General features: G+C 60.2%; 12 protein-coding genes. 2 read left to right on the top strand and 10 right to left on the bottom strand.

What is annotated here, in order from left to right; translation table 11 throughout:
* Window positions 1–2: 2 nt before the first annotated feature.
* The 6 genes from FDT80_RS17350 to FDT80_RS17325 form a co-directional block, all read right to left on the bottom strand.
* Window positions 3–1,502 carry a biotin carboxylase gene (locus tag FDT80_RS17350; protein ID WP_281278405.1) on the bottom strand — a complete coding sequence of 500 codons (1,500 nt, stop codon included), beginning with the start codon at window positions 1,500–1,502 and terminating at the stop codon, window positions 3–5.
* Window positions 1,483–4,236 carry an aminotransferase class I/II-fold pyridoxal phosphate-dependent enzyme gene (locus FDT80_RS17345; RefSeq protein ID WP_138663595.1) on the bottom strand — a complete coding sequence of 918 codons (2,754 nt, stop codon included), beginning with the start codon at window positions 4,234–4,236 and terminating at the stop codon, window positions 1,483–1,485. The genes FDT80_RS17350 and FDT80_RS17345 overlap by 20 nt, the downstream gene beginning before the upstream one ends.
* Window positions 4,237–4,308: 72 nt before the next feature.
* Complete coding sequence (locus FDT80_RS17340; RefSeq protein WP_138663594.1) at window positions 4,309–5,406, bottom strand: carbon-nitrogen hydrolase family protein; 1,098 nt, start codon at window positions 5,404–5,406, stop codon at window positions 4,309–4,311.
* 70 nt (window positions 5,407–5,476) lie between these two features.
* Entirely contained in the window at window positions 5,477–5,908 is a 432-nt protein-coding gene (locus tag FDT80_RS17335; protein ID WP_138663593.1) for a universal stress protein, read from the bottom strand.
* 11 nt (window positions 5,909–5,919) lie between these two features.
* Window positions 5,920–8,688: a TRAP transporter permease gene (locus FDT80_RS17330; protein ID WP_138663592.1), complete on the bottom strand. Its 2,769-nt coding sequence runs from the start codon at window positions 8,686–8,688 to the stop codon at window positions 5,920–5,922.
* Between the two features lie 114 nt (window positions 8,689–8,802).
* Window positions 8,803–9,759 (bottom strand): TAXI family TRAP transporter solute-binding subunit, encoded by a 957-nt coding sequence (locus FDT80_RS17325; protein WP_138663591.1) that lies wholly within the window; start codon window positions 9,757–9,759, stop codon window positions 8,803–8,805.
* Window positions 9,760–10,251: 492 nt separating this feature from the next.
* Here FDT80_RS17325 and FDT80_RS17320 point away from each other — a divergent pair, with 492 nt between their 5' ends.
* Window positions 10,252–11,868 carry an FMN-binding glutamate synthase family protein gene (locus tag FDT80_RS17320; RefSeq protein WP_138663590.1) on the top strand — a complete coding sequence of 539 codons (1,617 nt, stop codon included), beginning with the start codon at window positions 10,252–10,254 and terminating at the stop codon, window positions 11,866–11,868.
* Between the two features lie 200 nt (window positions 11,869–12,068).
* On the opposite strand, the gene gabT is transcribed toward FDT80_RS17320, so the two are convergent.
* The gene (gene gabT / locus FDT80_RS17315) at window positions 12,069–13,469 is read right to left on the bottom strand and encodes a 4-aminobutyrate--2-oxoglutarate transaminase (protein WP_138663589.1); all 1,401 of its coding nucleotides are present in this window, start codon (window positions 13,467–13,469) and stop codon (window positions 12,069–12,071) included.
* A 212-nt stretch (window positions 13,470–13,681) separates the two neighbouring features.
* Here gabT and FDT80_RS17310 point away from each other — a divergent pair, with 212 nt between their 5' ends.
* Complete coding sequence (locus FDT80_RS17310; protein WP_138663588.1) at window positions 13,682–14,248, top strand: cupin domain-containing protein; 567 nt, start codon at window positions 13,682–13,684, stop codon at window positions 14,246–14,248.
* A 150-nt stretch (window positions 14,249–14,398) separates the two neighbouring features.
* Here FDT80_RS17310 and FDT80_RS19195 read toward each other — a convergent pair whose 3' ends face one another.
* The 3 genes from FDT80_RS19195 to FDT80_RS17300 all read right to left on the bottom strand — a co-directional run bounded on the left by FDT80_RS19195 (window position 14,399) and on the right by FDT80_RS17300 (window position 17,894).
* Window positions 14,399–14,533: a hypothetical protein gene (locus FDT80_RS19195; protein WP_281278404.1), complete on the bottom strand. Its 135-nt coding sequence runs from the start codon at window positions 14,531–14,533 to the stop codon at window positions 14,399–14,401.
* Window positions 14,534–14,628: 95 nt separating this feature from the next.
* Window positions 14,629–16,173, bottom strand: a complete 1,545-nt coding sequence (locus FDT80_RS17305; RefSeq protein ID WP_170311923.1) for a phospholipase D family protein — start codon at window positions 16,171–16,173, stop codon at window positions 14,629–14,631.
* Entirely contained in the window at window positions 16,173–17,894 is a 1,722-nt protein-coding gene (locus FDT80_RS17300) for a sensor histidine kinase (protein ID WP_138663586.1), read from the bottom strand. Before FDT80_RS17300 ends, FDT80_RS17305 begins: the two co-directional genes overlap by 1 nt.
* Between the last annotated feature and the right edge of the window lies 1 nt (window position 17,895).

Raw genomic sequence — 17,895 nt, 5'->3', positions numbered from 1 at the left:
CATCAGAGGATCTTGAACGCCGGATCCGCAAGCGCGGGGCCTGCTTCGGCCACGGGAAGCGGCTTGGCCGAAACGGCCTGCTTGATTCCGTGAATCCACTTTTTCGCGCGCTCGTTCAACTCGAAACTTTTGGTCATCGACCGCCCGCGCGTCACCAGGATGCCGATATCGGCACCTTCGTAACGGTAGTCACCCGGTTGCAGGATCCGCAGGAAGAACGCTTCGTTCTCGCTTTCCACCGCGCGGCGGTGATAGTCGAAGCGGTCATAGACGACGCGGCCATCCTCCAGCATCTTGTAGATGCCAGTTTCAGGCGCGTTGGTGCAGATGTCCACGCTGTCCTCTGTGTGCTTGATGACCATTTGCGACCAACTGTCGATCATGTCGGGGTCGGCCCAGCGGGAGTTCAGTTCGTCCACGTCGAGGTTGAATTTCTTCTTTGAGAATTCAAGCAGGTGGAACAGGAACAGCGGCGCATCGGCATGGGCAAAGGCCGCGTGGTTGGTCATCGACGACGCCCCGGTGATGCGCGGGTTCAGTTCGCCCAGCCACAGATCACCGGTTTTCTTGTCGATCAGGAAATCAAGTTCGAAATACCCGCGATACCCTTCCTTGCGCAACTGTTCACCGAACTTGAACGTCAGATCGCGCGCCTGGTTGCGGACCTTGGGCGGAAATGCGGTGGACAGGATCTCGTTGCCGCACCAGCCGCCGCGATACGGGGTCAGTTCCTTGAAACCGACAAGTTCGGTCATCAACGGGCCGACGATCGTGCCTTCCTTGGTTGCGCAGGCCTCGATCGCGGATCCACGGCAATCGATCCGCTTCATGATCTTGATTTCGCCTTCGCCGATGATCTCGTGCTCGTGGCGGCGGAAATCGGCCTCGGACTTGATGAAGAACGTGGTGTGACCGCTGTCGCCAAACGCCGATTGCAGCACCAGATCATGCCCGATCCCGGCCTTCTCGCAGGTTTCGCGCAATTGCTCATAGCTGGTGACTTCGGCCAGAACATTCGGCACCGACGGAACGCCGGCCTTGTTGCCAATTCGGACGGTTTCGATCTTGTTGTCCATCGACTGACGCAGCTTGGCCTTGGGGAACCAGACTTCGGCGCCCAGTTCCTTGGACAGGCGCTCGGTCTCTTCGTCGAACATCAGGAAGACGAACTTGGGCTTGCCGCCGCGACGTTTGATGAAGTCGATGACTTCCTTGTGCTGCAGCAGATAGTTGTTGATGTCCTCGATCGACTGAAATTCCGCGTGCGGCTGCTCGGATGGGCAGAACACGTTGGGGTGTTTTCCGCCGTAGCAGTCGATGTAGCAGATGTATTTGAAATTCTTCACCCATTCATCAAGGCCCAACAAGTTGAAGTTGGTGGCCGAGATGAAATAGACCGGGTCCTCGTTGCGGTGAAAGAACCTCCGGATTTCCGAAATGTTCCTGAGTACCTTCGTTGCTGCCATGTCTGTCTCCTTCTTCTTATTCCGCCACTCGGGCAATTTTTTTCATTTCGGGCTTGGCGTCGACAAGTTGCTGCAACGCCTCGGGGGTAAAGACCCGAAGCCCCAGGTCGGGGCGATAGCCGTGAATTTCGTTCACATCCAACGCACGCATGAACGCAAGAATTTCCTGACTGATCACCTGGCCCGGCACCAGGATTGGAAAGCCGGGGGGATAGGGAATGATAAAGCTGGCCGAGACGACCACCTGTCCGTCGTCCATCGCATCCTTGAGCGACCCGTTGAGATCGAGATAGTCGCAATTGTTGTCGTCATAGGCGAGGAAGAACGCGGTTCGGATGTCGCCTTCGGAGGTTACCGTGTCAGGCCGGAATGCATCGTGGAAGCGGCTGAAATCGGGCAGCGGCGGCAGGTCGTGCATCAGGTTCTTGACGCGGCGATCAAACGACAGGCGCTCCATCCGGCTGGCGTCGTCCAGAAGCTCATCAAGGGATTTCGCGATCTCGACGAGAACTTCGATCAGGTAGGCCACGCTGGAGCGTGTCGTGCCGATGTTGGTCATGAAAAGGACAGTGTTGCGGGACGTCTTGTTGATCTGGATGCCGTACTTGTCCATCAGGATATCGGTCTTGAAGGTATCGCCGTCCCAGCCCGTTCCGCCGACGGCCAGCGTCACCCGCGTGGCATCGAGAACGAAATCATCCTGTTCCCAGCTGTCCCACATATCGGTCCAGCCCTGTTCGGCGTCATAATAGCTGGTGATCCCGCTCTGGCGGTATTCATCCGGGATCATGTCGCCGGCGGTCAGGACCTTGAAGTATTTTTTCAACAGCGGATGGGTGGAAATCGCGCGACGCATCGACATTGCCGCCTCGATCTGGCGCTGCACGAATTCGAAACCTTCCAGCTCGACCTGCCTGCGCCCCACATCAAGCGATGCGATGATCTGATAGTTCGGGGACGTTGAGGTGTGCGTCATGTAGGCTTCGTGGAAGCTCTGTTCGACCTGGCCCTTGAAGTCCTGGTCGTTCACATGAATCATCGACCCCTGTCGCAACGATGTCAGCGTCTTGTGCGTCGACTGTGTCGCATAGACCCGCACACGCGCCGTCGGGGGCGGAATCAGCCGCGTATCGAGAAGCTTTTCGTCGTCCGCGTCCTTGAGCGTGCTCTGCTGCGCCTCGTACAGGCGTGCATGTTGTTCAGATCGGAATTTTTCGCGCAAGCGATTGGCGGCGTCCATGCCGGTTCGGTTGCGGTAGGTCGGGTTGAACCTTGCAAAGGCGAACCACGCTTCGTCCCACAGGAAAATCAGGTCGGGCTTGATCGCCAGACATTCCTCCATCACACGCTCGACGTTGTAGACCAGCCCGTCAAAGGTACAGTTGGTCAACAACAGCATCCGCACACGGTCAAGCTTGCCTTCGGCTTTCAGCTGCAAGAGCTGGTGCTTGATTTCGCGCAGCGGCACCGCGCCGTACATGGAGTATTCATTCAGCGGATAGCTATCGAGGTAGCAAACCTGAGCGCCCGCCAGCACCATGCCGTAGTGGTGCGATTTGTGGCAATCGCGGTCCACAAGGACGATGTCGCCGGGCCGCACGAGCGCCTGCACCACGATCTTGTTGCAGGTCGATGTCCCGTTGGTGGCGAAAAACGTCTGTTTCGATCCGAACGCGCGGCTGGCCAGTTCCTGGCTTTCCTTGATCGGGCCATGCGGCTCCAGCAGACTGTCGAGCCCGCCCGACGTGGCGGAGGTTTCCGCCAGAAAGATATTCGGCCCGTAGAACGCGCCCATATCCTGGATCCAGTGGCTGCGGGTGATGGATTTGCCACGGCTGATCGGCATCGCGTGAAACACGCCCGTCGGCTGCTTGGAATACTCGACAAGCGCGGTAAAGAACGGCGTCTTGTTGCGCGCCTGAACGCCCCGCAGGATGTTCAGGTGAAGCTCCATGAAGTCTTCCTGGTTATAGAAGACGCGGCGGCAGATCCCCAGGTCGAGCCCGGCGATATCCTCCACCGACCGTTCCGTCACCAGATAGGCGTCAAGCTCTGGCCGGACCTTTGCGACAAGACGGCAAAGCTCGGGACCGTAGTTTTCGGGCAGCATGTGCTCGATCTCTTCCTGGCCGCCCGCGCGGTTCAGGTAACGGCCGAGAACTTCCTGATCCATCTTGGATTTCAGGGTCAGTCCGGGGCGCACCACGATCGCCTGGATATTATGGTTGAACAGAACGGCGACCAGCGCGTCCTCAAGGCTCGGCACGACCACGGCTTCATAGATGAACTGGTCTTCGGGGCGGCGCATGCGCGACACATTATGCTTGAGCCAGCGTTCCTGATGCTCGTTCACGTTGTCGACGATCAGAACCTCGAAATACGGTTTGGCCATCGCGCGCGCCTCTGGCGGCAGCATGGCTTCGTCGTCCTGCTCTTCCTGATCCATCGAATCGCGCTCAAGCGGGATATGACGGCGGCGGTAGGCCCCTGTGGTCAGGGCCCGTGTGACCCGGTTGGTGGAAAAGGCAAGATCCTCGAAATTGCCGTGCTCGAACTGGCGACGCATGTAGTCGAAGGCGGGCATGCCGGGGAACGCCCAGTAGGCTTCGATCATGGCAAGGGATTCGAACAATTCTTCGACGCGCTTGCGCAGCGCCGCCGCGGCCTTGGCCTTGGGGTCGCGCGTCAGGGCCGCGGCGGCTTCACGCAGCGCGCTCCACCGATCGGACCGCAGTTGAATGGCCGAGGAATAGTCGTTCATCGATTGCATCAGTCGTTCTCCGCTGTGCGGGGCCAAAACCGATGCGATGCCGGGCGTGTCCGCCCGGCATGATCGATTTCGTTACCCGCTTGATGTTTTCCCCATGACCGGCGGCGTGCCGGATTTCTGGATGGGGTTAGGAAGGGCGGCGGCAGGCGACGCCGGGACAGGCGCCTCTGCTGCCGGGGTGGCGATTTCCGCTGTCGGGCTGGGCAGGGGATCTGCCGGATACCCGGTCACGGAATCATGGGTGTGACCTTTGAACGTCGGAATTTCCTGCATCTTCTGGGCTGGAACATCCACATGAAGCCCCGCGCGCGTGCCCTGATGCGGGATTTCGAGCGGGCCAAGCGTCTGAAGGTAATGGTCCGTGCCGCTTGCGCGATCATAAACCGAGAAATCGACGGACCGATCCCGGAAGCTCTTGAGCACCTGGCCCAGACCTTTCATCCCGGTTTCGCGCTGGCGGCGGACCATCGAAAGATCGACTTCGATGGGGAACATATCCTCCTGACCGGCGGATTGGTGCAATACCATCGACGTCGGATCCACCACGCAGGATTTTCCGACACCGCCCGCGCCAAGGCCGTTCACGTCGATCACGTAGCACTGAAATTGCGCTGCGGTCGCGCGGGCAATCGCCAGTTCGGCGTCACGGTCGGTCGTGCCGGTCAGAACCGGGTGCAAAAGCACCTCGACGCCCTGAGCGGTTAATTGTCGTGTCGTCTCTGGGAACCACATATCGTAGCAGATCGACAGGCCGAAACGGCCCACTTCCGGCACGTCGAACACACAGAATTCCGTACCTGCCGCGATTCCTGCCTCATAGGGGCGGAACGGGAACATCTTGGAATAGCGGCGGATGATCTCGCCTTCGGGGTTGATCACCACCGACGTATTCAGAATGAGCCCGGTGTCGGGATCCTTGAGGAACATCGAGCCGGGAATCAGCCAGACGCGATGCTTGGCTGCCGCTTCGCAGAAGCGGTCGATTGCCTCGTTCTGGGGCGGTTGGGCGAATTTATCCAGCGGGCCATAAGGGGCCAGCTCGGAAAAGAGGACCATCTGGGTCCATGGAAATCGCGCCATCAGAACGTCGAGGCGCTGGATCATGCCTTCGACGTTGGATTGAAGGGCGTTCACGTACATCTGAACGCCTGCGATTGCAAAAGGGGTCATATCGTCAAGTCTCCGTGGCACAGAGCAGGCCCGAATAGCGGGCGCAACAGCACTCTGCGATTGCCACGTCTTACGCCCTTACAACAAGAACTGAAACGGGTGATCTGCGCACAACTCTGTCAGCATTCGATCCGACAAGGAATTCGCGCACGCGGTCCGGTGCGTGGCTTGCCATAACGACAAGATCACATCCGGTATCGTGGATCGCCTTGAGCACCTGATCGTGAATGTCGCCATATCCCAGGTGCTGTTTTACCGTCACATCCGGTGGCACCCCGTCAGAGACGATCTTGTCGAGTTCCTCCGCCGCCTTGGCGACAGCCTTTTCTTCGAAGTCCGCAGGGAAAAACCCTTCGACCAGGGGCGTGCCATAGTCCGGCACGACGGACATGATGTGCAACGTGCCCTTGGACGTGCGCGCAAGCTCGACTGCCTGCGGCAACGCTTTTTCCCAACTCGCCGGATGGTTCAGATCCACCGTCAGAAGTATCGTGTTGAACATCGCCGTCTCCTTTATGCCGCCGAGGTTTTGCGCTGCGCCCGCGCGCTGCGGCCGCGTTGCAGCACGATGACCAGCAAAAGCAGTGCAAGTGCAGGAATGAACATCAGGTACTTGCTGGGCTGATAGACCGGCTTGAGCACTCGGATCACCTCCTGGTCCCAGTCGAGCCCGGCGTTTTGCGCGGCGCTGTCGAAAAGAACATCGTCGACGATCATCTTGTCGCCATCGATCCGCGTCACCAGCCCGGCGTTTTCCAGCTTCTCCTCGCCTGTGGCGCCCTCTCCGATGGGCAGCAAGGCCACGAATTCAATGGGATCGCCCAGATCGTTCACGCCCGATACGCGCAGCCTGAGGTTCTCGCCCGCAGGCGTGTCCGCCGCTGCGGCGGCAAGCTCGCTCGGGGCTTCCTGGCTGTAGGGCGGATAGACCATATCCATCCAAAAGCCCGGCCGGAACAGGGTGAATGCGATCAGGAGCAGGGCAATGGTCTCGTAGAAACGGTTTTTCGCCATGAACCAGCCCTGCGTCGCCGCGGCGAACAAAAGCATCGCGATGGTTGCCACGACAAAGACGAATATCCCCTGCACCCACGTGACATTGATCAGCAACAATTCAGTGTTGAAGATGAACAGGAACGGCAGGGCCGCCGTCCGAAGGCTGTAGAAAAAGGCAACGACGCCGGTCTTGATCGGATCACCGCCGGACACGGCGGCCGCCGCGAAACTGGCCAATCCGACAGGCGGCGTCACATCCGCCATGATGCCGAAGTAGAACACGAAAAGGTGCACGGCGATCAGCGGAACGATCAGGCCGTTCTGCTGACCCAGCGTGACGATCACCGGTGCGAGCAAGGCCGAGACGACGATATAATTCGCCGTGGTCGGCAGGCCCATCCCGAGGATCAGCGACAGAATTGCCGTCAGGAACAGAATGGCGAGGATATTGCCGCCTGACAGAACCTCCACCACGTCCGCAAGTGCCGATCCGACGCCGGTCTGGCTGACCGCGCCCACGATGATGCCGGCGGTCGCCGTGGCGATGCCGATGCCGATCATGTTGCGCGCGCCGACCACCAGACCGTCGAGCAGGTCGCGGAACCCGTCCGCCACATCGTTTGCAAACCGGCTTTCGCCGCGAAAAATTGCCATCAGCGGGCGCTGGGTCACAAGAATGAAGATCATGTAGGCCGTGGCCCAGAAGGCCGACAAGCCAGGGCTGAGCCGATCCACCATCAGCGCCCAGACCAGAACCACGATCGGCAGGATGAAATGCAGACCCGAGCGGATCGTCGGTCCCGGCAGCGGCAGCTTGGTGACGGGCGCGTTGGGATCGTCAAGCTTGAGCGGCGGTTCTTTCGACCCCACCCGCAGCAGGGCCGCATAGACCAGCGTGAGCACGGCGAAAATGATGTAGCCGGCGGTTTCCGGGAACGCGGGGCGCAGCCAGCCCATGCCGTAGTAAACGACCAGCGACAGGCCACAGATAAACGCGATAGTAAAAGCGATACCGATCAGACGCTGCACGATCGGCTTGGGCACATAAGCGCGCTCCAGCCCTTCCATCCCGGCTTTCAGCGCCTCAAGGTGGACGATATAGACCAGGGCGATATAGGAAATCACCGCCGGAACAAAGGCATGCGTGACGACGTCGAAATAGGGAATTCCGACGTATTCGACCATCAGGAACGCAGCGGCCCCCATCACCGGAGGCATGATCTGGCCGTTGACGGAAGAGGCCACTTCGACCGCACCCGCCTTTTCAGAGCTGAACCCCACCTTTTTCATCAGCGGAATGGTAAAGGTGCCGGTGGTTACCACGTTGGCGATGGACGAGCCCGAAATCAGGCCGGTCATGGCCGAAGACACGACCGCCGCCTTGGCCGGCCCGCCTTTCATGTGGCCCATCAGACTGAAGGCGACCTGGATGAAATAGTTGCCCGCTCCGGCCTTGTCCAAAAGCGCGCCGAACAGCACGAAGAGAAACACGAAGGAGGTCGAGACGCCCAAGGCGATGCCGAACACACCTTCGGTGGTGATCCACTGGTGGTTGGCGATCTCGGACAGCGAATTGCCCTTGTGCGCGATGATGTCGGGCATCACGGGGCCCAGAACCGTATAGATCAGAAAGACGCTCGCCACGATCATCAGCGCAGGACCCAGCGCACGGCGGGTCGCTTCCAGCAGGATCATCAGGCCGACCACGGACACGATCATGTCTTGCAGGTTCGGCGCGCCGACGCGTTCGGAAATCTCGCGGTAATAGACAAAGATATACAGCGCCGCGGCGGCCCCTACGATCCCAAGCGCCCATTCCCAAAGCGGAATGCGGTCCTTGGGCGAGCCGAGCAGCACGCAGGCGACAATCGCCAGCGCCACAAGCGGAATCCACCAGGTCGCGGTGTCGTCCTTGGCGCCGGTCATGAAAAGATAGGCCAGCAGGACGGGCACGATCACGCCCAACGCCAACTGGAATTTCGTGCGCGCCGCGGGGAAAGCGGCAATGCCGAGGAAAATGGCAAAGGCAAGATGAATGGAGCGGGTTTCGGTGTCGTTGAACACGCCCCAGCCCACGATGAAGGGAATGGGTGACGCGATCCAAAGCTGGAACAGCGACCAGGCCAGAGCCGTCATGGCGAGGAAAATACCGACACCGCCGGTAGCGGATCGTCCGCCCGTGTCCGAGGACGCAACCAGTTCATCAAGCTCTGATTGGCTCAGCCCTCCGCGGCCTGCGGCATCGGCTTCTACGGCAGCGGCTTGTTGCTGGTCTTTTTCGGACATGGTTTTTCCCCGTTGAATGCCCCGCGCTTTGTGGCAGGTGCGATATTATTCTTTGGTGGCGTCAGACGGCGGCGGTTTGCACCGCCGCCGGTTTTAAGGTTGGCATGTGCCGGATTACATCCAGCCGCGCTCCTTGTAGTACTTCTCTGCGCCGGGGTGCAGCGGTGCCGACAAACCGTCCTTGATCATTTCCTCTTCCTTGAGGTTGGCAAAGGCGGGGTGCAGCTTCTTGAAGCGGTCGAAGTTGTCGAAGACGGCTTTCACCACTTCATAGACAACGTCGTCCGGCACGTCGGCGGATGTCACGAACGTCGCCTTCACGCCGAAGGTTTTGATGTCGTCGTCCGACCCTTTGTACATTCCGCCGGGAATCGTGGCGTAGGCATAAAAGGGGTTGTCGGCGACCAGCTTGTCGATCGCCTCGCCTTCGACGGGCACAAGGTTCGCATCGACCGTCGAAACGGCTTCCTGGATCGAACCGTTCGGGTGGCCGACGGTATAGACGATGGCGTCGACCTTGTTGTCACCTAACGCCGCGGCCTGTTCGGCGGGCTTGAGCTCCGACGCGAGCGCGAAATCGTCCATCGTCCAGCCCTTGGCATCCAGCACGACTTCCATCGTGGCCAACTGACCGGATCCGGGGTTGCCGACGTTGACGCGCTTTCCCTTGAGGTCGTCGAAGCTGTTGATGTTGGCATCCTTGCGCGCGATCACGGTGAACGGTTCGGAATGCACGGAGAACACCGCGCGCTCCTTGTCGAACTTGTCGCCCTCGAACTGCGAGGTGCCGTTGTAGGCGTGGTACTGCCAGTCGGACTGAGCCACGCCCATGTCCATGTCACCGGCCTTGATCGCGTTGATGTTCGCGATCGATCCACCGGTGGACGGCGCCGTGCATTTCAAGCCCGTCTTGGCCGAATCGCGGTTCACCAGACGGCAGATCGATTGCCCTACGACGAAGTACACGCCGGTCTGGCCACCCGTACCGATTGTGATGAAACGTTCTTGTGCCGTCGCGACCGTACCGGCGGCAATCGCCCCGGCTGCGGCGAGAATTTTAAACACTTTCATAGTGGTCTCCCAAGTTTTTTATCGTTTTGTATCGCGCACCCCGCGGTGCGGGATGGCGTAATCATAAGCAAATCAAGGGGTCCTTGGGCAAGAGGCCTCGACTAAGCTGGAAAAGCTGCCGCTTGACTGCGCGGTGCCTCAACTCCGGTTCGATTTCTCCTGGCGGGTCCTCCGAGAGCTGCCTGTTTCTTGCAGGCCAGTGTGTGTATGGCCGGGAACCGCACGCGAACCAACTTCGCGGCAAGATTCTTACAAACACGTTAGGGGTGATTGATATATTGTTCAAGCAGTATGCTCGGGCTGGAAAAACCGGCGGGTCCGAACGTGCTGCATCACCCGTATTTCATGAATGGTTGCGCGATGGGTCGCTTTGCGGGATCATGGGTGGTGTGTTTAAAATATCGATCACCATTCAGGTGTTTGCCTCTCTGGCTTAACAACCCCCTGTCTGATTGCCTTCCGATTGTCCCCAGTTCCCATCCGGAGAGACCGATGCCCGATCTTGGATCCATGACCCGCTTTGCCCCGATGGCCGCAATTGCCGCTCTTGCACTCGCCTGCCTGATCGCAGCATTGGCCTGGACGGGCTGGATGCTGCTTCCTTTCGTGGCCTTTGCGTCCTTGACGGCGCTCGGGATACACGACCTTCGGCAACCCAGCCATTCGATCCTGCGCAATTATCCGGTTCTGGGGCATATGCGGTTCCTGTTCGAGGGGATCCGCCCGGAAATCCGCCAATACCTGATCGAAAGCGACCAGGACGAGGAACCCTTCAGCCGCGATGCCCGCAGCCTTGTGTATCAGCGCGCCAAGGGGATGGAGGACAAGCGCCCCTTTGGAACCCGGATGCGGGTTTATGATGCGGGGTATTCGTGGGTTACCCATTCGGTTCAGCCCGTCCATATCGCAGACACCGATTTCCGGATCACGATTGGCGGCGACAAGTGTGCCAAGCCCTATTCCGCGTCGATCTACAATATTTCGGCGATGAGTTTCGGCGCCCTGTCGGCCAATGCGATCCAAGCCCTGAACACGGGCGCGCGAATGGGCGGGTTTGCCCATGACACCGGCGAAGGCGGGATCAGCAAGTATCATCGCGACGGTGGCGGCGACCTTATATACGAAGTCGGTTCGGGATATTTCGGCTGTCGCAACGAAGACGGCACATTCAACGCCGACAATTTCACCGAGCAGGCGGCACGCGATCAGGTCAAGCTGATCGAGGTCAAGCTCAGCCAGGGTGCCAAACCCGGACATGGGGGCATGTTGCCCGCGTCCAAGATCAGCCCCGAAATCGCAGAGGCCCGCGGCGTGCCGATGGGTCAGGATTGCGTCTCGCCCGCATCTCATTCCGCCTTTGGGACGCCCTTGGAGATGATGGCGTTTCTGGGTCGTTTGCGCGATCTGTCGGGCGGGAAACCGGTGGGGTTCAAGTTGTGCATCGGGCATCGGCGGGAATTCATGTGCATGGTCAAGGCGATGCTCGAAACAGGCATCATTCCCGATTTCATCGTCGTGGACGGCACCGAAGGCGGCACGGGCGCGGCCCCGCTGGAATTTGCCAACCATGTCGGCATGCCGATGATCGAAGGACTGACTTTCGTACACAATACCCTGCGCGGTGCCGGAATTCGCCATCAGGTCAAGCTGGGCGCAGCCGGAAAGATCGTCAGCGCCTTTGACATCGCGAGGGCCCTCGCCATGGGGGCGGACTGGTGCAACTCCGCACGCGGGTTCATGTTTTCCATCGGATGCATTCAGGCGCAGGCGTGCCACACCAATCACTGCCCGGTCGGTGTGGCCACGCAGGACCCCATCCGCGCCCGCGCGCTCGACGTCGGCTCGAAAAGCCAGCGGGTCGAGCGGTTTCACCGAAACACCTTGAAAGCCTTGGGCGAAATGGCCGGTGCCGCGGGTCTGTCAGATCCGAGCGGTTTCCTGCCCCGCCATCTCATGCTGCGACGCAGCGACAGCGAAATGGTGACCGGGGATCAGATTTATCCCTATTTGCCCGAGGGCTTTCTGCTGGCCAAGACAAGCAAGGTCGGCGAGGATTTCCGGTCTCGCTGGGCGCGGGCCGACGCAACAAGCTTTGCGCCGCGGGATTGACCGCAAGAGGCTGCTCAGGTCGGGTTTGCGCCGGGTTTTGGCTGCCAGTCGCGCGCGAAAGCCTCGTCTTCCATTCAGCCGCGCAATCAAACCTGCAGATGCGCCTGTGGGCCATGCGCCGCGTCGTCGGTCAGGCACATCAACGAAAAACGGCGCGCAAACCCTGTTTGCACGCCGTTCATCTGAATTTGGAACCAGGTTTAGATGCCCTGCTCTGACACCGCGTCGGCCAAGGCGGCCTCGAAGATGGCAAGCCCTTCTTCGATCAGCGCGTCAGAGGCGGTGAGCGGCACCATGATGCGCAGCGCGTTGCCGTGCATGCCGCAGGCGAGCAGGATCAGACCCCGCTTGAGCGCATGGGCGCAAATTGCCTTGGTCAGCGCCGCGTCGGGCTTTGCCGTGTCGAAATCGGTAACGAATTCAACTGCCAGCATCGCGCCCAGACCGCGGATGTCCCACATCCGGTAGGGGGCTGTCCGCGCGCCGATCTCGGCAAAGCGGGTGCGGAAATGCGCGCCCATCTCGGCGGAACGCTCCAGCAGGTTTTCCGCCTCGATCGCCTCGATCGCAGCCAGGGCCGCAGCACAGGCCACGGGGTTCCCGCCGTAGGTGCCGCCCAGACCGCCGGGGATCATCGCGTCCATCACGTCGGCGCGCCCGATCACACCCGCGATCGGATAGCCGCCGGCCATGGATTTCGCGACCGTGATCAGATCGGGTACGACGCCTGAATGCTCGCAGGCGAACCACGTGCCTGTGCGGCCAAAACCCGCCTGGATTTCATCGGCGATCAGCATGATGCCGTGCTGGTCGCAGATCTCGCGCAGGGCATGCATCATTTCGAACGGCACCGGCACATATCCACCTTCGCCCAAAACGGGCTCGATGATGATGGCGGCCACGCGCTCTGGCTGCGCATCGGTCAGAAACAGGTTCTGCAGGCCCGTCAGCGCATCCTCGACGGTGATGCCGTCGCGGACGTTCGGGAACGGCGCGCGGAAAATATCCGACGGGAAGGGGCCGACGTCTTTCTTGTAGGGGCTGATCTTGCCGGTCATGCCCAGCGTCAGCAGGGTGCGGCCATGATACCCGCCGGTAAAGGCGATCACGCCGGGGCGGCCTGTTGCTGCGCGTGCGATCTTGACGGCATTTTCAACAGCTTCCGCACCGGTGGTGACCAGAAGCGACTTTTTCGGGTGATCGCCGGGGGCCAGCGCGTTCAGTTTTTCGGCCAGGGCGACATAGGGCTCGTATTGCACGACCTGAAAGGAAGTGTGCGTATAGCGGTCTTCCTGCGCCTTGGCGGCGGCGATGACCGAAGGGTGCCGGTGACCGGTGTTCAACACGGCGATACCGCCGGCGAAATCGATGTAACGGTTGCCTTCGACGTCCCAGATTTCGGAGTTTTCAGCGTAATCCGCGAACATCGGCGCGGCAGAGGCAACACCGCGCGGCACCGCCGCTTCGCGGCGCTTCAGCAGGGCGGCGTTCGTCTGGCCGGTTGCGGCATGTGCCTTTACGGCTTTGGTGGCGACCGGTGTCTTGGCCGCCTCTTGCTTGGCGCGCGGCTTGCGGGATTGCTTTTTCACAGAATTTGCCATGTTTGTCGTCCTTCAGATCAAACGCAGGGATATGTTTAAAATCCTAATATGATGTTTAATTTAATTGTCAATCGGGATTCTGATCCCCATATGACGATGGCTGAAATCCGCTTTCGCATAGACACAGAATAAGCCTGTGACAAGCGCGATGCACGGCGCTAGATAATGCAGCAAAACCAACGGCCCGCGGGCCAGGCAAAGGATCTGACGACTTGGATATTGGTCACAAACTCCGCTCCATCCGAAAAGCGCGTGGTTTGTCGCAACGCGAACTTGCATCGCGCGCCGGTCTGACGAACGGAACCATTTCGTTGATCGAACAGAACAAAACCAGCCCAAGCATCGCCTCGCTGAAAAGCCTGCTGGATGCGATTCCCATCAGCATGGCTGAATTCTTCTCGACGCTCGAGACGGACGAAAAGCCTCGCTACTTCTACCGCTCGGAGGATCTGACCGAGATTGCGCCGCCAAATTCGGAAAACGGCGACCAACAGCTGGTGTCGCTGCGGCAACTGGGTCACGTGGGACAGCACAGTTTGCAGGTCCTGCACGAACGCTACGCCCCCGAGGCTGACACGGGGCCGGAGTATCTGTCCCACGAAGGCGAAGAGGCCGGCATCGTGCTGCGCGGGATGATCGAAGTCACGGTGGGCGACGCTGTGCAGACCCTTGGACCGGGCGACGGGTACCTGTTCGACAGCAGTCTGCCGCACAGGTTTCGCAACACCGGCGCAGAGGAATGCGAGATCATCAGCGCCTGTACGCCGCCCACATTCTAGACGCGGTCATACCCGGCACCCAAAAGCGGCCCGGACCACGTTTGCGATCCGGGCCTTGTCGGCAACTGGCTGGCTTCCATCCGCATACAACGACCGGTCACGGTCAAAGGGGTCGATGCCCTTCTTCAGTTGGCTACGCGATAACGGCGATCAAACGACTCCCGGGCCGTTCCAGTCGTCATCATCCTTGCGGCGCTCCACCCGTTTCTTGCTGGTCAAGGCAAGCACGAGTAACGCCACAACACTTAGAATGGAAAGCCCGCCAACGAATAGGTCGGTTGACATGTCGGGCTCCTTTCGTCTGGTTTCAGATGATCAACCCCGCCTTTGCCGCTTTGGTTCCGCGTTGGGCAAACCTGCGACGATTCAGCCCAGTTCGCCTAGACGATATCCTCAGGCATGCCGGGAAGATTGCGGCCAAAGCGTTTTGCGGGCCTGATCGGATAAGGCAACAAAAACCCCTTGCGCGACACCGGCGGCAGGCGCGCGTTCTCGAACGCGCGCGCCCGCCATCCGGCAACGGCCGTTTCAGGAGCGAAACAGGCGACATCGGCGTCCTGCGGCATCCAGTGGCGAAAGCACCGCTCGCGAATGGCCGAAACGTCCTTGGGCCTGTCCAGCCAAAGACCTGCTTCTGTGTCCCAGCGAAAACTGCGGCCATTCAAATTCGCCGACGAGATGATGGCATCGGTGTCGTCAAAGACCGACAGCTTGGCATGTACATAGATCAACGGCGCACCCCGGACGGCTGCGCGCCCTGACCCGCCATTCTGCGGTTTGACCGGTGTGGCGAAAAACGCCTGCGACCCAAACGCCTTTGCGACCCGCGTCACGTACCTGGCCTGGAGGTACTCGCCGTATTGCTGGTCGGCCCCCTTCGAGTTGTCAAAGGCAATTTCCTCTGGCGCGCCGGGCAACACAACGAGCAGGTGCAGATCGGGGTTCGCCTTGACTGCGTCGACAAGTCGGTTGGCCAGCTTGCGATCCCTGAAAAACTGCGTCTCGAGATAGATCAGTTTCTTCGCCCGCCCGACCAGGTCGTAATGCGCCTGCGCCAGTTCGCTGACCACCGTTCGCGGCGATATTCGCGCGACGTTGAACACGCGGGGCCGCGACATCGTGCGCAAAAGACCCGGTGCCGGCTTGGCGGCTGTGCGCCCGGCGACGGTATCCAGGAATTCTGCAAGGTGGTCATGGGCGACCTGGGCGACGGGCCCTGTCACCATCACCTGCGTGTCGTGCCAGGTCTGCGCCGGCGGCTGATTGTGTTCGGGCGTGTCATAGCGGCGGTCATTCAGGTCGAGCCCGCCGATATAAAGCAGCTTGCGATCAAACACCGCGAGCTTCTGATGGTGCGTCACCGGTTGCAACTCGGGGATCAAGAAACGCTTCATGAGCAGCTTGCCATCGCGTTCGCGCACCAGCGGGTGCAGACCGGGCCGCAAGCGCCAGGCCCTTGCCCGTTTGGCCAGCGACATGCCATTGAGCGTGTCGAGCTGTTCGCGCAGCATGGGCCTGCTCTTGAGGGCCAGCATCATCCGCGGCAGGGCCCCAACCGACGCCGGATGGATCTTGCCGGTGCAGCGCAGCAGATCCGGACGCCCGGACGCTTCGGCCGCCGCGTGCATCAGGCGGACGCTTTGCCATGTCGCAGCGTGCATTTTGCCGATCGCGACCGGGTCGAAATCGGTAAGCACAAACGAGATTTCCACACCGCGGCGCAGGGTATCCGCAATCAGATCGAACCAGTCGCTTCCGACCGCCTTGCCCCTGTCGGATTGCAGATGGGTCGTAAGGTCAAATATCCTGAAGCAGGCCCGGATCTCGGTGGTTGCGTCCAGAAAGGCATGTTCAAGTGCGACAAAGGCCTCGGACGCCGTGATCAGGAACGTGACCTCGTCAACCTGACTGGCCCCGCGTCCCATCAGTAGTCGTAGACTTGCTTGGGCTGCTGCGGAATTGGGAACCGCAGGACCACCCGGTGCCAGACGCCACATTGGCTGACTTCGATCTGCCCGTTCAATTGCCGGGCAAAGGCATTGATCAATTGCGCCCCCAGGCCCGACCCCTCTTCGGGCGTGCCCGGCCCGACCGTGTTGGCGATCGTAAGCGTCGCGCTGTCCGGCCCGTCATATTTCAGCGAGATGTCGAGGCAGGGGCGCTCCCCCTCCTGCGCACCAAAATACTTCAGCGCATTCGTGACCGCCTCGGACACCGTGAGCGACAACGGAGCGGCATCGTCCGGATCGAGTGAAATCGCTTCGTAGGTCTGGGTTATCTTCATGCCCGATCCTGCGGAAAGGCCCACCGACAATTGCTGTTTTACAATGTCACGCACCAGCGCACCACCATCGACACGCTGCAAGTCGTCGTTTTGATAAAGGCTCTTGTGAACCGTCGCGAGGCTCAGGATACGGTCTTGCAGCCGTTTGAGCACAGCGCGCGCATCTTCGGTTCGCGCCTGGCGGATCTGCATGTTCATGATCGAGGAAATGAGCTGGAGGTTGTTCTTGACCCGGTGATGGACCTCTTTCAGAAGAATGTTCTTCTGACGCAGGTTATCCTCGAGAGAGGCCTCGTCGCGGATGATGGACTCGGCCATCCCGACGAACGCCTGTTCCATGTCGACGATCTCGCGCGGCACGCCCATCCCCATGCCGGCACGCGGCAGCCTGCGGTTGAATGCGAAATGCCGCATCTGGCGGCCAAGTTTCTTGATGTGCGTGATCGCAAGCCGGTTGAGCGCCCAGAAGGCCACGACAAGGCTTGCGATCCACATCAGCACGGGAAGAAACACGCTCAGGCTGCTGGTGCGGGCGATTTGGGCAAAGGGCACGACATCCGACCAGATGCTCATCGCATAGACCACGCCCGGAACGATCGGAACGACGGCGTAAATCCGGTCTTCGCCATTCGCGTTTACATCGGCAAACACCGTCGGGTCCGACCCCACCAGAAGCGAAAGCTTGCGGTTCACAGGCAATTCCTGTGCCGCGGCCTCGACGGAATCATCTGCGGTCAGCAAAAATCCGTGCGTATTGAAGGTGACGACATTTTCCGGTGCCCGCTCAATTTCGGTCGCGGGCGTCTGGCTGATCGCAAGCGTCGGAATCGACAAGACGACGTAACCCAGAAACTGCTCGCCGTCGAACAACGGTTGTGACAGCGCCACCACAGATTGCGAGCTGAGCGGCGCATCGCGGCTGGCAGTGGCGCGGCGGCGTGGGTTTTCCATCATCTCGTCGAAGTTCGGGTAGTCCGAAAAATCAAAGGTCTTGTCGGACGACGAACACTCCATCTTGCCGGTCACGGGCAGGAAGCCAACCAGGCTGTAAAGGTTCGAACTGACCTGGTATTCCTTCAGGAACTCATGACATTCTTCCCGGTCGTCAATGTAGAGCCGCACGATGGAGGTGAGCGCCTTGGCGACGCCGAACCCTTCCTGGATCGCGGCACGTTCGGCATTCGACGCGTGTTCCGTGACCGCCAACAGGGACAGTTCGGAATTGATGTCGCTTTGACGGGCGATCTCCCTCGTCTGAATGACGGCGATCAGGCCAAGCGGCAAAAGTGCGAGCGACAAGAACAGCAGGATGCGAAAAGCAAGCCCGCGAAAGACATTCCCGTCAAGAAACCCCGCCGTCATA

Origin of the sequence: Sulfitobacter sabulilitoris, from assembly GCF_005887615.1 — a bacterium.
GTDB classification, from domain to species: domain Bacteria; phylum Pseudomonadota; class Alphaproteobacteria; order Rhodobacterales; family Rhodobacteraceae; genus Sulfitobacter_E; species Sulfitobacter_E sabulilitoris.
This window is presented reverse-complemented; position numbering and strand designations above follow the sequence as displayed.